The 14,488-nt window shown below is 72.0% G+C and carries 11 protein-coding genes; 8 read left to right on the top strand and 3 right to left on the bottom strand.

What is annotated here, in order from left to right; genetic code table 11:
• Positions 1-213 precede the first annotated feature (213 nt).
• Entirely contained in the window at positions 214-1,062 is an 849-nt protein-coding gene (gene fdhD / locus ACIF9R_RS14775) for a formate dehydrogenase accessory sulfurtransferase FdhD (RefSeq protein ID WP_399979175.1), read from the bottom strand.
• 204 nt (positions 1,063-1,266) lie between these two features.
• Between fdhD and ACIF9R_RS14770 the strand changes: the two genes are divergently transcribed.
• Positions 1,267-2,214: a beta-ketoacyl-ACP synthase III gene (locus ACIF9R_RS14770; RefSeq protein ID WP_399979173.1), complete on the top strand. Its 948-nt coding sequence runs from the start codon at positions 1,267-1,269 to the stop codon at positions 2,212-2,214.
• 333 nt (positions 2,215-2,547) lie between these two features.
• Here ACIF9R_RS14770 and ACIF9R_RS14765 read toward each other — a convergent pair whose 3' ends face one another.
• Both ACIF9R_RS14765 and ACIF9R_RS14760 read right to left on the bottom strand, forming a co-directional pair.
• On the bottom strand, positions 2,548-3,216 hold the full coding sequence (locus ACIF9R_RS14765) for a hypothetical protein (RefSeq protein WP_399979171.1): 669 nt from the start codon (positions 3,214-3,216) through the stop codon (positions 2,548-2,550).
• The gene (locus tag ACIF9R_RS14760; RefSeq protein WP_399979168.1) at positions 3,213-4,883 is read right to left on the bottom strand and encodes a protein kinase; all 1,671 of its coding nucleotides are present in this window, start codon (positions 4,881-4,883) and stop codon (positions 3,213-3,215) included. Before ACIF9R_RS14760 ends, ACIF9R_RS14765 begins: the two co-directional genes overlap by 4 nt.
• 383 nt (positions 4,884-5,266) lie before the next feature.
• Between ACIF9R_RS14760 and ACIF9R_RS14755 the strand changes: the two genes are divergently transcribed.
• The 7 genes from ACIF9R_RS14755 (at position 5,267) to ACIF9R_RS14725 (ending at position 14,340) form a co-directional block, all read left to right on the top strand.
• Positions 5,267-6,592, top strand: a complete 1,326-nt coding sequence (locus tag ACIF9R_RS14755) for an IS4 family transposase (RefSeq protein WP_399979164.1) — start codon at positions 5,267-5,269, stop codon at positions 6,590-6,592.
• 228 nt (positions 6,593-6,820) lie between these two features.
• Positions 6,821-8,002, top strand: a complete 1,182-nt coding sequence (locus tag ACIF9R_RS14750) for an ROK family protein (protein WP_399979565.1) — start codon at positions 6,821-6,823, stop codon at positions 8,000-8,002.
• 324 nt (positions 8,003-8,326) lie between these two features.
• Positions 8,327-9,868 (top strand): sugar ABC transporter ATP-binding protein, encoded by a 1,542-nt coding sequence (locus ACIF9R_RS14745; RefSeq protein ID WP_399979162.1) that lies wholly within the window; start codon positions 8,327-8,329, stop codon positions 9,866-9,868.
• Positions 9,869-10,058: 190 nt separating this feature from the next.
• Entirely contained in the window at positions 10,059-10,973 is a 915-nt protein-coding gene (locus ACIF9R_RS14740) for an ABC transporter permease (protein ID WP_399979562.1), read from the top strand.
• A 17-nt stretch (positions 10,974-10,990) separates the two neighbouring features.
• Complete coding sequence (locus tag ACIF9R_RS14735; protein ID WP_399979160.1) at positions 10,991-12,037, top strand: substrate-binding domain-containing protein; 1,047 nt, start codon at positions 10,991-10,993, stop codon at positions 12,035-12,037.
• 80 nt (positions 12,038-12,117) lie between these two features.
• Entirely contained in the window at positions 12,118-13,326 is a 1,209-nt protein-coding gene (locus tag ACIF9R_RS14730) for a Gfo/Idh/MocA family protein (RefSeq protein ID WP_399979157.1), read from the top strand.
• Positions 13,327-13,341: 15 nt separating this feature from the next.
• Positions 13,342-14,340: a sugar phosphate isomerase/epimerase family protein gene (locus ACIF9R_RS14725; protein ID WP_399979155.1), complete on the top strand. Its 999-nt coding sequence runs from the start codon at positions 13,342-13,344 to the stop codon at positions 14,338-14,340.
• The last annotated feature ends 148 nt before the right edge of the window (positions 14,341-14,488 follow it).

Here is a 14,488-nt window from a genome sequence, read left to right as displayed (position 1 = left end):
TTGGGGTCGTGCCGTGGTCCGGCCTCCGGGGCCTGCGGCCGTCCGCCTCCGGGGCCCGGGGCCAACCCGGCCTCCGGGGCCCGCGGCCAACCGGCCTCCGGGGTCCTCCGGCCGCCCGGCCTGCCGGGCCCGGGCCGAGGCGTGGCCGCGCGGTGCGGGGGCGGGAGCCTCTCGGCGGCAGGGGCCCGCCCGCCGCGCGGTGAGCGGGACGGGTCAGCCCCGGGTGGCCGCCGCCCGCAGGGCGATGCGGTGCTCACCCGCGTACACGTTCATGGAACTGCCGCGCAGGAAGCCCACCAGGGTCAGACCCGTCTCCGCCGCCAGGTCCACGGCCAGCGAGGAGGGTGCCGAGACCGCCGCCAGCAGGGGGATGCCGGCCATGACCGCCTTCTGCGCCAGCTCGAAGGAGGCCCGGCCGGAGACCAGCAGGACCGTCCGGGACAGCGGCAGGCCCCCGCTCTGCAGGGCACGGCCGACCAGCTTGTCGACCGCGTTGTGCCGGCCCACGTCCTCGCGGACGTCGAGCAGTTCGCCCTTCTCGTCGAACAGCGCCGCCGCGTGGAGGCCGCCGGTGCGGTCGAAGACCCGCTGCGAGGCGCGCAGCCGGTCCGGCAGCTCCGCCAGCAGCTCCGGGGCCACGCGCAGCGGGGGAGTATCGGTGAGGGGATGGCGGGTCGTCGTACGCACCGCGTCCAGGCCGGCCTTGCCGCACAGGCCGCAGGAGGAGGTGGTGTAGACGTTGCGTTCCAGGGTGATGTCCGGGATCACCACGCCGGGGGCCGTCTGCACGTCGACCACGTTGTAGGTGTTCGAACCGTCGGCGGTGGCTCCCGCGCAGTAGACGATGTTCCGCAGGTCGGAGGCGGTGGCCAGGACTCCCTCGCTGACCAGGAAGCCGGCCGCCAGCGCGAAGTCGTCGCCCGGGGTGCGCATGGTGATGGCGAGGGGCTTGCCGTTCAGCCGGATCTCCAGGGGCTCCTCGGCGACGAGCGTGTCGGGCCGGCTGGAGACCGCCCCGTCCCGGATGCGGAGCACCTTGCGTCGTTCCGTGACTCGTCCCATGTCCCCATCATGTCTCAGCTCGCCGTCCTGCCCACAGGACGGCGGGGGACCCATGAAGGGCTCTGGACCCGGGGGCGGCCCTCGGCGTGCTGACGGAAGCCGACAAGCACGGCGCGTGTTTCCTGTCGCTTCACCTGCCCTCGTACCCGTGAGTCACTGATCAGACTGGTGTATCCCGCAGCCAATAACGAGGGGAATCCACCTATGATCGGCTCGCGCATCGCCGCCGTCGGCCACTACCAGCCCGCCCGGGTCCTCACCAACGAGGATCTGGCGGGCATGGTCGACACCAGCGACGCGTGGATCACGAGCCGGGTGGGTATCCGGACCCGTCATGTCGCGGGCCCCGACGAACCCGTCGACGAGCTGGCCGCGCACGCCGCCGCGAAGGCGCTGGCGGCGGCGGGCCGCACCCCCGCCGAGATCGACCTGGTCCTGGTCGCCACGTCCACCGCGATCGACCGCTCGCCCAACATGGCCGCCCGGGTCGCCGCCCGGCTCGGTATGCCCGGGCCCGCGGTCATGGACATCAACGTGGTCTGTGCCGGCTTCACCCACGCCCTCGCCACCGCCGACCACGCGGTACGGGCCGGCGGCGCGAGCCGGGTGCTGGTGGTCGGCGCCGACAAGATGTCCGACGTGGCCGACTGGACCGACCGGTCCACCTGTGTGCTCGTCGGCGACGGGGCGGGCGCGGCCGTCGTGGAGGCCTGCGAACCCGGCGGGGAGAGGGGGATCGGCCCGGTGCTGTGGGGCTCGGTGCCCGAGATGGGGCACGCGGTGCGGATCGAGGGGACGCCGCCCCGGTTCGCCCAGGAGGGGCAGAGCGTCTACCGCTGGGCGGCCACCCAGCTGCCGGTCGTCGCCCGCAAGGCCTGCGAGAACGCGGGACTGGCGCCGGAAGACCTCGCCGGGGTCGTACTGCACCAGGCCAACCTGCGCATCATCGAACCGCTCGCCCGCCGGCTCGGCGCCGTCAACGCCGTCGTGGCCCGCGATGTCGTCGAGTCCGGCAACACCTCGGCCGCGAGCATTCCGCTGGCCTTCTCCAAGCTCGTCGAGCAGGGCGCGGTGTCGGCCGGCGACCCGGTGCTGCTGTTCGGCTTCGGCGGGAACCTGTCGTACGCGGGACAGGTCGTGCGCTGCCCCTGACGCACGCCGCGAACGCGTCCGGTGGCGCGCTCGCTTCCCACGCCTGCCCGCACTCTCGGCCCCCGGCCGGAGCGGCAGGGGGCGGCCAGCAGCCCGTACGCCGTTCCGAGGTCTCCTGAACGTGCTGCACCGAGTCGGCCACCTGACCGACCGCGACCCGGTCGACCTGACCGGTCTGTCTGCCAGCGGATCCGGGCCGCCGCCTTCTACGGCCGGCTCACCGACAAGGTCGTCCGCGCGGGCGCCGTCGGGTTCCCTCGCCTGTTCGCCTGTTCGCCTGTTCGCCTGTTCGCCTGGTCGGCCGACCGGCGGGCCAGGGTGCCGGCCCGGGGGTCAGGGGCAGCCGTAGGTGAGGCTCGCAGCGGCGGTGTGGGTGGAGGGGGAGAGGATCCGCAGCTCCGCCCGTGCTTCGTAGCGGCCCGTGCCCTCGAAGGTCCACAGCAGCCGCAGCCGTGCCTCCCGCTGCCCCCGCGCCACTTCCTCGCGCAGCACCCCGGACGAGGTGCCGTCGCTGCGGGTCCAGCGGTAGGTCAGGGTGCCCGGGCGTCCGTTGGTGCCGACCGTGCCCACGATGGCCGCGGTACCGTCGCACCCCACCGGGGCGGACGGGGCCGTGACCGCCGCACCGCGCACCGTCAGCGCCGGGCCGATCCGCTGCCAGGCCAGGAACGCGAGGACCGCGAGCAGGACGAGTACCGGCAGCGCGTACCGGCGTGGGCCGGGCCGTCGCGGCCGGGCGGGCGGCGGCGGTACCGGGGGCGGTGTCCTGGTGGACCGCTGTGCGAGCGCGCCCTGTACTCCCGGGCCGAAGCGCAGCACGGCCCCTTCGGTCCGGTCGGGCCGGGTGTCGCCGTCCCGCTCCCGCACGGTCGCCAACAGCGTGGTGTCCGGCTCGGGCCGTTGGATCCACTGGCTCCCCAGCACCGTGGCGCTGTAGTCGTCGTCGGCTCCGGGCCGGGCGCTCTCGCCGGGCGGGGGAGCGGGCTCGTCCGTCGCCCTCATCGCAGATCGCACCGGCTGGTGAGGAGCTGCCGGGACGCGCCACCGTCGGCGGACGCCGGGGTGGTCGTCGCCGTCACCGTCCAGTAGCAGCCCTGGTTCTGGAAGACGTGCTTGGCGGTCACCGTGTATGTGGTCGCGCCGCTGCGTTCGAAGACCTGGCCGGTGCCGTCGGGTGCTCCCGGTTGCCTCGCGGAGTCGCCCGCGAACCAGCCGAGACGGATCGACACCGGTCCGGGGCCGTCCGTGAAGACGGTGACCGTGACGATGGCGCTGTTGAAGTCCGTCTGGCGGAACTCCGAGACGGTGACGTCCTTGACGGAGGGCGCGGCCGGGGTGGTGTCCGTCGGGGACGCGGTCGGGGTGCCGGCCGGGGTCGTCGGACCTGAGGGCGGGCCGGATGCGGGGTCCGTACCGGGGTCCGTGCCCGGATCCGTCGCGGGGTCCGTGGCCGGGGTGGTCCCGGTGGCCGCGTCCGACACGGTCGGGTCGGCCGATGGCTCCGCGGAACTCGGGGTCGTCGATGCGGAGGGGGACGGCGCCGAGGCGGACGCCGACGGAGCGGTCGGTTCCGATGTCACGCCGGAGCCGGCGCTGGTGGTGGCGAACGCCTCGGCCGCCCGCTCCTCGGACCCGGTGTCCGGCGGCGCGGCGAACGTCAGCAGGACCGCCAGCAGCACCGCGGCCGCGGCGGCGAGCATCCCCGGCCCGGTGGGCTTCCAGGCCTGGGCCCAGCCCGGTCCCGGCGGCGGCTGCCGCAGCACGGTACGCGCGGTGTCGGTCGTCGACCGCCCCGGCGTACGGGCCGACGGGAGCAGCAGCGGCAGGAGCGCCACCAGCGCGGCCAGCCGCCCGCGCCCCCGTTCCTCCCAGCCGGGCCCGTACGCGGTGTGCGCGGCCGCCTCCAGCTCGGCGACGAACGCCTCGGCGTCGGTGGGCCGCTCCGCCGCGTCCTTGGCCAGTCCGCGGCGGACCAGGGACCGCACGGTGGCGGGCACCTCCTCCGCCGGCACCGGCGCGTCGACGTGCCGCAGGGCGAGCTCGGCGACGTTGTCGCCCGCGTAGGGCTTCCGGCCGGTGAGACATTCGAAGAAGGTCGCCGTGGCCGCGTACACGTCGGTGGCTGGGGAGGCGGGTTCGCCGCGCCACTGCTCGGGCGCCATGTAGGAGGGGGTGCCCGCCACACCGGCGCGCGCCCGGGTGTCCACCGCGATCCCGAAGTCCACGAGCTTCGACGCGCCGTCCGGGGTGACCAGGACGTTCTCCGGCTTGTAGTCGCGGTGCACCACCCCGAGCCGGTGCGCGTCGGCGAGGCCCAGCAGGGATCCCTTCAGGATCAGCAGCGCGGCCTCGGGATCCAGCGGGCCCTGCCCGGCCAGCAGGGCCCGCAGGGACACCCCGTCCACCAGTTCCATCACGATGGCGGCCCCGTCCGGGCTCTCCACGTACTCGTACAACCCGGCGACGTGGGGACTGTCCAGACCGCCGAGCAGCCGTGCCTCGGCGCGGAAGTCGTGCACGAAACCCGGGCGGGTGTGCAGCGACTCGCTGAGGTACTTCACCGCGACCGGGACGCCGGTCACCTCGTGGACGGCCAGCACCACGCGCCCGCTCGCCCCCGCACCGAGCTCCAGCGACTCGGTGTAACCCGGAACGGTCCAGGTACTCATCGACAACCCCCCGGGGCCGGTCTCCGTCCCCAGGAGTATCGCGGCACTCCGGGGCATCCGGCCCTCACGGTGACAGACATACTTCCGGCCGTCGCGGTTGCGGTGTCACGAGTGCGTCACGGATGCCCACGCACCGCTCCGGAGGCACCGCCGGGGCGCTGCGGGTGGGTGTAGGGGTTGCTCGCGCAGTTCCCCGCGCCCCTACAGGGGCGCGGGGCTGTGCCGATGTGCGGCTCCGCCGCGTGGGCGCGAAGGGGGTCTGGGGGCGCAGCCCCAATGTCGTTCTGATCAACTTTGGTGTGGTGTGTCGTTGTTGGGTTGGGCTCGTTGATGGGGGTATGGGGCATGCGTGGACGGGGCGGTCGGGTCAGGTCAATCTGGGTGTGCTGACGCAGTTTGTGCCGCCGGATGTGGTGGGCGCGGCGATCGTGGGCCGCACGCGGGACCGTGCGCGTCGTGAGGGGCCGTTGTCGATGCATTTCGCGGTGTACTACGAGTTGGCTCTGGCGTTGTTTCCCGATCAGTCCTACGAGGATGTGGCGGCGGACCTGACCGGGGCGATTCCGGAGCTGGCGGTGGTGGTCCCGGCGAAGTCGGCGCTGCTGGGGGCGCGGCGTCGTCTGGGGCCCGAGGCGATGCGTGCGGTGTTCGAGCGGGTGGCGGCTCCGGCGGCGGCGGCCGGGACGGTGGGGGCGTTCTGGCGGGGGATGCGCACGCTGGCCGTGGACGGTTTCGCCGTGGAGGTGCCCGACAGCCGGGACAACCGTGGATACTTCGGCGGCCCGTCCACCCGTCTCGGCGACGGTGAGGTGATGGACTGCGGCTATCCGCAGGCGCGGGTGGTGGCACTGGTGGAGACCGGGACCCGTGCTGTGCTGGGTGCCGGGGTGGGGACCTATCACGACGGCGAGCAGCCGCTGGCGCTGCATCTGGCCGGGCACGTCGGGCCGGGTGACCTGGTGCTGTTCGACCGTAACTTTCCCGCTGTGGCGTTGTGGCAGGCCTTTGCCGGACACGGGGCGGCACTCGTGATGCGTGCCAAGAAATCGATCGCCCGCACGAATGTGCGTCCTCTGGCCGACGGCAGCTACCTGGCCGAGATGTGGGCCGGCGGACGCACCGGGCGCAGGGACGTCTGCCACGTGACCGTCCGCGTGATCGAGTACACCACCGGCGGCGAGATGATCCGCCTGATCACCAGCCTGACCAGCCCCGAGGAGTATCCCGCCCGGCAGGTCGCGGCACTCTATGCCGAACGCTGGCAGTGCGAGGTGGGAAACCTCCAGCTCAAGGCCCTGCAGATGAGACCAGGCGCAACACTGCGCTCACGCTGCCCGGACCAGGTCCGCCAGGAGATCTTCGCCCACCTGACCCTCAACCACGCCCTGACCCGCCTGACCACACTGATCGCCGACGAACGCGGCGAGGACCCCGAACGTGTCTCGTTCACCCAGGTACTGAAACAGGTACGCCGCAGCGTGGTACGCCAACTGGCCCGCACCGCCGCCCAGGCCGCCGACGCCGCCCACGCCATAGCGGCCGACCTCCGCCGCTACCGAAACCCCCCACGCGGCCCACGCACCAGCGAACGACGCATCAAACGACTGCGACACCGCTTCCCCCTCCGCAGACCCGCACCCCGCGGCACCCCCGTCACCACCCCAGCCCCACCCACCACCATCACCCTCCTCCCCACCCCCACAAGTTGATCAGAACGACATTGGGGCGCAGCCCCCAGGGACGGGACGGGAAGGGGCGGCGGGGGCGAGAAGAGGGCCCCTTTGTCCTGCGAGTGGAAAAAGTAAGGGTCAATTCCTGCGCGACTTCTTCCCACCTTCGGCAGGCGCTGCTACTTTCCCATCCGAAGGAAGCCACGCACACGTGGCCGGAATCCGGCGCGCACAGGCCGATGAGGCGGGGAGGGGCTCGTGAGACGTATGACCGCGCGACCCGCCAACGCCCATCAGGCGCGACTGCTCCGGCTGCTGCGCGACGGTGGCCCCCACTCCCGTGCCCAGCTGGGCGACCAGGTCGACCTCTCCCGGTCGAAGCTGGCCGTGGAGGTGGACCGGCTGCTGGAGACGGAACTCGTCGTGGCCGACGGACTCGCCGCCTCGCGCGGCGGCCGGCGCTCCCACAACATCCGGCTCAACCCGCATCTGCGGTTCCTCGGCGTCGACATCGGCGCGACCTCGGTCGACGTCGCCGTCACCAACGCCGAACTGGAGATCCTCGGGCACATCAACCAGCCCATGGACGTACGCGAGGGACCGGTCGCGGTCTTCGAGCAAGTGCTGGCCATGGCGGCGAAGTTGAAGGCCTCGGGGCTGGCGGAGGGGTTCGACGGCGCCGGAATCGGCGTCCCGGGCCCGGTCCGCTTCCCCGAGGGTGTCCCGGTGGCTCCGCCGATCATGCCGGGCTGGGACGGCTTCCCCGTGCGGGAGGCGCTCAGCCAGGACCTCGGCTGCCCGGTCATGGTCGACAACGACGTGAACCTGATGGCGATGGGGGAGCAGCACGCGGGCGTGGCCCGCACCGTGCACGACTTCCTCGTCGTCAAGATCGGTACCGGCATAGGCTGCGGCATCGTCGTCGGCGGTGAGGTCTACCGCGGTACGACGGGCAGCGCGGGCGACATCGGGCACATCCAGGCCGTGCCCGACGGCCGTCCGTGCGCCTGCGGCAACCGGGGCTGTCTGGAGGCCCACTTCTCCGGCGCGGCCCTCGCGCGGGACGCGACGGAGGCCGCCCAGCAGCGGCTCTCCGCCGAACTCGCGAGCCGGCTCGAGTCGAACGGCACGCTCAGCGCCGTCGATGTCGCCGCCGCTGCCGCGGCCGGTGACGCCACCGCCCTCGATCTGATCCGTGAGGGCGGCAACCGCACCGGCCAGGTCATCGCCGGCCTGGTCAGCTTCTTCAACCCCGGCCTGGTGGTGATCGGCGGCGGGGTGACCGGCCTCGGCCACACCCTGCTCGCCGCGATCCGTACCCAGGTCTACCGCGGGTCGCTGCCCCTGGCCACCGGCAACCTGCCCATCGTCCTGGGGGAGCTGGGCCCCACCGCCGGGGTCATCGGCGGCGCCCGGCTCATCAGCGACCACCTGTTCTCACCCGCGTAAGCAGCCCCGCCCTTCGTCACCCCTGCTCCACCGCAAGGAACAGCCCGCCTCCGCCGTACCCGCTCCGCCGCACGCAGCAGTCCCGCACCTCGTCACACCCGCGCCACCGCGAAGAACTGCCCGCACCTGCACCACTGTGAAGGTCCGCCCGCACCCGCGCCACCGCGAAGAACTGCCCGCACCTGCTCGCACCCGCGTCACCGCACACCACGGCCGCCCGCCACCGCGCTGCTCCGCCCTGCTCGAAAACGCATGCCCGAAGCGCCTGCCCCGTAAGGGGATCGCCCTGACACCGGCCCCGCACGCCCGCCGAGGGGAATCCGCATGGCACCACAACCACCGCTGCTCAGCATGTCCGGCATCACCAAATCGTTCCCCGGAGTCCGGGCCCTGGACGGCGTCGACCTCGACGTCCAGGCCGGCGAGGTGCACTGCCTGCTCGGCCAGAACGGCGCCGGCAAGTCCACCCTGATCAAGGTGCTGGCCGGCGCCCACCAGCCCGACTCGGGCACCATCCGCTGGCGCGGCGACGACGTGACACTCCGCTCGCCGATCGCCGCCATGCGCCTCGGCATCGCCACCATCTACCAGGAACTCGACCTGGTGGAGCACCTGTCGGTCGCCGAGAACGTCCACCTCGGTCACGAACCCACGGCCGCCGGATTCGTCGTACGGGGAAGGACCGCCAGGTCGTCGACCGCCCGACTCCTCGAACGGCTCGGGCACCCCGAGGTGGACCCGGGCCGGCTGGTGGGGGACCTGTCGGCGGCGCAGCAGCAGATCGTGTCGATGGCGCGGGCCCTCTCCCACGACGTACGGCTCATCGTGATGGACGAACCGTCCGCCGCCCTCGACCCGGACGAGGTCGACAACCTCTTCCGCATCGTCGGCGACCTCACCGCCGACGGAGTCGCCGTCGTGTACATCTCGCACCGCCTGGAGGAGATCCGGCGCATCGGCGACCGGGTGACCGTGTTGAAGGACGGCCAGGCCGTGGCCGGCGGGCTGCCCGCGAAGTCGACGCCGACCAGCGAGGTGGTCGCGCTGATGACGGGACGCAACGTCGAGTACGTCTTCCCGCCGCGGTCCGCCGCCCCACTGCGGGGCGAACCCGTACTGACCGTCGAAGGGCTGTCCCGCACGGGAGAGTTCGCGCCGCTGGACCTCCAGGTGCGTCCCGGCGAGATCGTCGGCCTGGCCGGCCTGGTCGGATCGGGCCGCTCCGAGATCCTGGAGACCGTCTACGGCGCCCGCAAGCCCGACACCGGACGTGTCCTCGTCGACGGGCGGCCGCTGAGACCGGGCAGTGTGCGGGCGGCCGTGCGCGCCGGGCTCGGGCTCGCCCCCGAGGAACGCAAGGCGCAGGCCCTGCTGATGCTGGAGTCCGTCACCCGCAATGTGTCGGTCTCCTCCATGTCCCGCTTCGCAAAGCTCGGCTGGATCGACCGCGGCGCCGAACTGGGGGCGGCACGCGCGGCGGTCCGCGAACTGTCCCTGCGCCCCGACAACCCGAACGTGCCCGTGCGCACCCTGTCCGGCGGCAATCAGCAGAAGGCCGTGCTCGCCCGCTGGCTGCTGCGCGGCTGCCGGGTGCTGCTGCTCGACGAACCCACCCGCGGCGTCGACGTCGGCGCCCGCGCCGAACTGTACGCGGTCGTCCGCCGGCTGGCGGACGAGGGCCTCGCCGTACTGCTGGTCTCCAGCGAGATCGCCGAGGTCTTGGGGCTGGCCGACAGAGTGGTAGTTCTCCGCGAGGGCCGGGTTGTCCACTCCGGCCCTTCGCAGGAACTGGACGAGTTTCGTGTACTCGACCTGGTCGTGACTCCGCCGGTTCCCGAAGGAGATGGCTTCCCAAGCGGCCATTGATCGGCCTCATGGCGGTCAAGCCCTGACCGTCGCCTGAAGGCACCAGCCAACATACGGCGCTCATTGAGAGGTATTGCCTGTGCTCAGCAAACTTCACCCGAAGGGGCCGACGGGCGAACGCAAGGCCGATCAAGTGGCCGCCGAACCACCCGCCTGGCGCGCCGTGTTGTTCCGCGCCGACGTCCGCACGATGTCACTGCTCGGCGTACTCGCCGTGCTGATCCTGATCGGCGGCATCACCAAGCCGGACCAGTTCCTGGACACCCGCAACCTCCAGCTCGTCCTCACCCAGGCCTCCGTCATCGGAGTCGTCACCGTCGGCATGACCTTCGTCATCATCTCCGGCGGCATCGACCTGTCGGTCGGCGCGATCGTGGCCCTCGCCTCGGTGTGGGCCACCACGGTCGCCACCCAGGAGTACGGCTTCGCCGGCATCCTCTTCACCGCCGTCCTGGTGGGCCTGGGATGCGGGCTGGTCAACGGGGTGCTCATCGCGTACGGCGGGATGGTCCCGTTCATCGCCACCCTCGCCATGCTCGCCTCGGCCCGCGGACTCGCCCTGCAGATCACCGACGGGCGGACCCAGATCGTCACCGTCGACGGCGTCCTCGACCTCGGCGAGCGCGACTCCTATGTGCTCGGCATCCCGCCGCTGGTGCTGGTGTTCGCGGCGGTCACCGTGATCGGCTGGCTGGTGCTCAACCGGACGACCTTCGGGCGCCGCTCCGTCGCCGTCGGCGGCAATGCGGAGGCCGCCCGGCTGGCCGGGATCGACGTCCGCCGGCAGCGGCTCTACCTCTACCTGTTGTCCGGGCTGTGCTGCGGCATCGCGGCCTTCCTGCTGATCGTCCTGGCCGGCTCCGGCCAGAACACCAACGGCAACCTCTACGAACTCGACGCCATCGCCGCCGCGATCATCGGCGGCACGCTTCTCACCGGGGGCCGCGGCACCATCGTCGGCTCCGTCCTCGGCGTCCTGATCTTCACCACCATCACCAACATCTTCGCCCTGAACAACCTGCAGAGCGACGTCCAGCAGATCGCCAAGGGCGCGATCATCGTCGCCGCCGTGCTGGTCCAGCGCCGTACCGCGAGCACGACCTGAGGAAAGGGTTCACCGCCATGCCAGAAACACCTTTCGCGAGCCGCAGAGGACTGCTCTTCGGAGCGGCCGCCGTATCGGCCGGCGTGTTCGTCACCGGCTGCACGAGCAATGAGCCCAGCGAGAAGGAGCCGGCCGCGCAGGACCAGCCGGCCGCCGACGACAAGCCCGGCAAGCCGGTCACCATCGGCTTCGCCGGACCGCAGGCCGACCACGGCTGGCTCAACGCCATCAACGACAACGCCAAGACGCGCGCGGGGAAGTACTCCGACGTCACCCTGGAGATCACCGAGGGCTCCAACGACACTGCCCAGCAGATCGGCCAGATCGAGACCCTCATCAACAAGAAGGTCGACGTCCTGGTGATCCTGCCCGCCGACGGCAAGGCCCTCACCCAGGTCGGGCTCAAGGCGATGCGCGCCGGCATCCCCGTCGTCAACCTCGACCGGATCTTCAACACCCCGCAGGCCTACCGCTGCTGGGTCGGCGGCGACAACTACGGCATGGGCCTGAACGCCGGTCACTACATCGGCGAGAAGCTCAAGGACAAGCCGGACGCCAAGGTCATCGAGCTGGCCGGCCTGGACAACCTGGAGCTGACGAAACAGCGCACCCAGGGCTTCGACGACGCGCTCAAGAACTACCCCAACATCAAGAAGGTGGCCCGCCAGGCCGCTGAGTTCACCGTCGAGTCCGGCCAGGCCAAGATGGCCCAGCTGCTCCAGGCCCAGTCGCGGATCGACGCGCTGTGGAACCACGACGACGACCAGGGCGTGGGCGCCCTGCGCGCCATCGAACAGGCCGGGCGGGACGAGTTCCTGATGGTGGGCGGCGCGGGCGCGCTCTCCGCCTTCGAGGCCATCAAGGCCGACAACGGTGTCCTGAAGGCCACCGTCCTGTACCCGCCGACCATGGCCGCCTCCGCCATCGACCTCGCCCGTGCCCTCGGCCAGGGCAAGGGCGTCGGCGGGCTCGCCGAGTTCGAGATCCCCTCGTCGGTGACCTGCTACTCGGCCGTCGTCGACAAGGAGAACGTCGACCAGTACATGTCCACCGGCTTCAAGTGAGGAGCCCCGCCCCACGGGCCTGACCAGCCCACCGGGCGGGGCCCACCCCCGCCCGCCACGACGACGAGGAGGACCTCCGAATGGCACAGCCGCAAGCGTCCGAAGGGGCGCAGACGGGGAAGCCACCGCTGCGCATCGGCATGGTCGGCTACGCCTTCATGGGCGCCGCACACTCCCAGGGCTGGCGCACGGCGGGACACGTCTTCGACCTTCCGCTCAGCCCGGAACTGGCCGTGATCTGCGGCCGGGACGCCGACGCCGTGCGCGCCGCGGCCGACCGGCACGGCTGGACCGAGGCCGAGACCGACTGGCACGCCCTGGTCGAGCGGGACGACATCGACCTCGTCGACATCTGTACCCCCGGTGACAGCCACGCCGAGATCGCGCTGGCCGCGCTCGCCGCGGGCAAGCACGTGCTGTGCGAGAAGCCCCTCGCCAACACCGTCGCGGAGGCCACGGCGATGGCCCGTGCCGCCGAAGAAGCCCATGAGCACGGTCAGTTGGCGATGGTCGGCTTCAACTACCGCCGGGTGCCCGCGACCGCGCTGGCCCGACGGATGGTGGCCGAGGGCCGGATCGGCACCCTGCGGCACGTGCGGGTGGCGTATCTGCAGGACTGGCTGGTGGACCCCGCGTTCCCGCTCACCTGGCGGCTGCGCCGGGAGCACGCCGGCTCCGGTTCGCTCGGCGATCTCGGGGCGCACATCGTCGACCTGGCCCAGTATCTGGCCGGCGAACACCTGGCCGGTGTCTCCGCGCTCACCGAGACCTTCGTACGGGAGCGGCCGCTGCCCAGCGCCCCCAGCAGCGGCCTGGCCGCCGTCTCGGCCCACGGCACCGGACAGGTCACCGTCGACGACGCCGCCCTCTTCACCGGTCGCTTCGCCTCCGGAGCGCTTGCCTCCTTCGAGGCCACCCGGTACGCCACCGGACGCAAGAACGCCCTGCGCATCGAACTCAACGGTGAACGCGGCTCCCTCGCCTTCGACCTGGAACGGCTCAACGAGCTGGAGTTCCACGACGGCACCGAGCCCGCCGCGCAGGCCGGGTTCCGCCGCATCCTCGTCACCGAACCCGACCACCCCTACCTCGAGGCCTGGTGGCCGCCGGGCCACGGCCTCGGCTACGAGCACACCTTCGTGCACCAGGCCCGCGACCTGGTCTACGCGATCGCCGAGGGCCGCGGCCCCGCCCCCTCCTTCGCCGACGGGCTCCAGGTGCAGCGCGTCCTGGCGGCGGTGGAGGAGAGCGCCGAGAAGAACTCCGTCTACACACCGATCGCCGCCTGAGAGGACGGACAACGGATGCCGCGCAACTTCACGCTGTTCACCGGCCAGTGGGCCGACCTGCCACTGGAGGAGGTCTGCCGACTCGCCCGCGACTTTGGCTACGACGGCCTCGAACTCGCCTGCTGGGGCGACCACTTCGAGGTGGACAAGGCGCTCGCCGACCCCTCCTACGTCCAAGGGCGTCACCAGCTCCTGGAGAAGTACGGCCTGAAGTGCTGGGCCGTCTCCAACCATCTGGTGGGGCAGGCGGTCTGCGACGCCATCATCGACGAACGCCACCGGGCCATCCTGCCCGCCCGCATCTGGGGCGACGGCGAGGCCGAGGGAGTCCGGCAGCGGGCCGCCGCCGAGATCAAGGACACCGCGCGCGCCGCGGCCCTCCTCGGCGTCGACACCGTCATCGGCTTCACCGGCTCCGCCATCTGGCACCTGGTCGCCATGTTCCCGCCCGCCCCCGAGTCGATGATCGAGCGCGGCTACGAGGACTTCGCCGAGCGGTGGAACCCGATCCTGGACGTCTTCGACGCCGAGGGCGTGCGTTTCGCGCACGAGGTGCACCCCAGCGAGATCGCCTACGACTACTGGACGACCGTACGCGCCCTGGACGCGGTCGGCCGCCGGCCCGCCTTCGGCCTCAACTTCGACCCCTCCCACTTCGTGTGGCAGGACCTCGACCCGGTCGGCTTCCTGTGGGACTTCCGGGACCGGATCTACCACGTCGACTGCAAGGAGGCCCGCAAACGCCTCGACGGCCGCAACGGCCGCCTCGGCTCCCATCTTCCCTGGGGCGACCCCCGGCGCGGCTGGGACTTCGTGTCGGCCGGCCACGGCGACGTCCCCTGGGAGGACGTCTTCCGCATGCTGCGCTCCATCGACTATCAGGGTCCGGTCTCCGTCGAGTGGGAGGACGCCGGGATGGACCGTCTCCAGGGTGCCCCGGAGGCGCTGACCCGTCTGAAGGCCTTCGACTTCGAGCCGCCCAGCGCGTCGTTCGACGCCGCGTTCAACAGCTGACCGCGGCGGCCGACGGCGGATCCGGGGCGGGGACCGCCGCCCGAGGGCAGGTCGGGGCTGGGGCGCGGTGAGTCCGCCGCTCCCCTGCCCCGGCCTGCCCGGATCCCGCTTTGTCCTGTGGCGGGGAAAAGTTCAACCAGCTCTGGTC

It is taken from the genome of Streptomyces sp. NPDC086080, assembly GCF_044540255.1.
In the GTDB taxonomy this organism is placed as follows: domain Bacteria; phylum Actinomycetota; class Actinomycetes; order Streptomycetales; family Streptomycetaceae; genus Streptomyces.
Note: the sequence above shows the minus strand (reverse complement) of the source record. Positions and strands in the feature narration are given on the sequence as shown.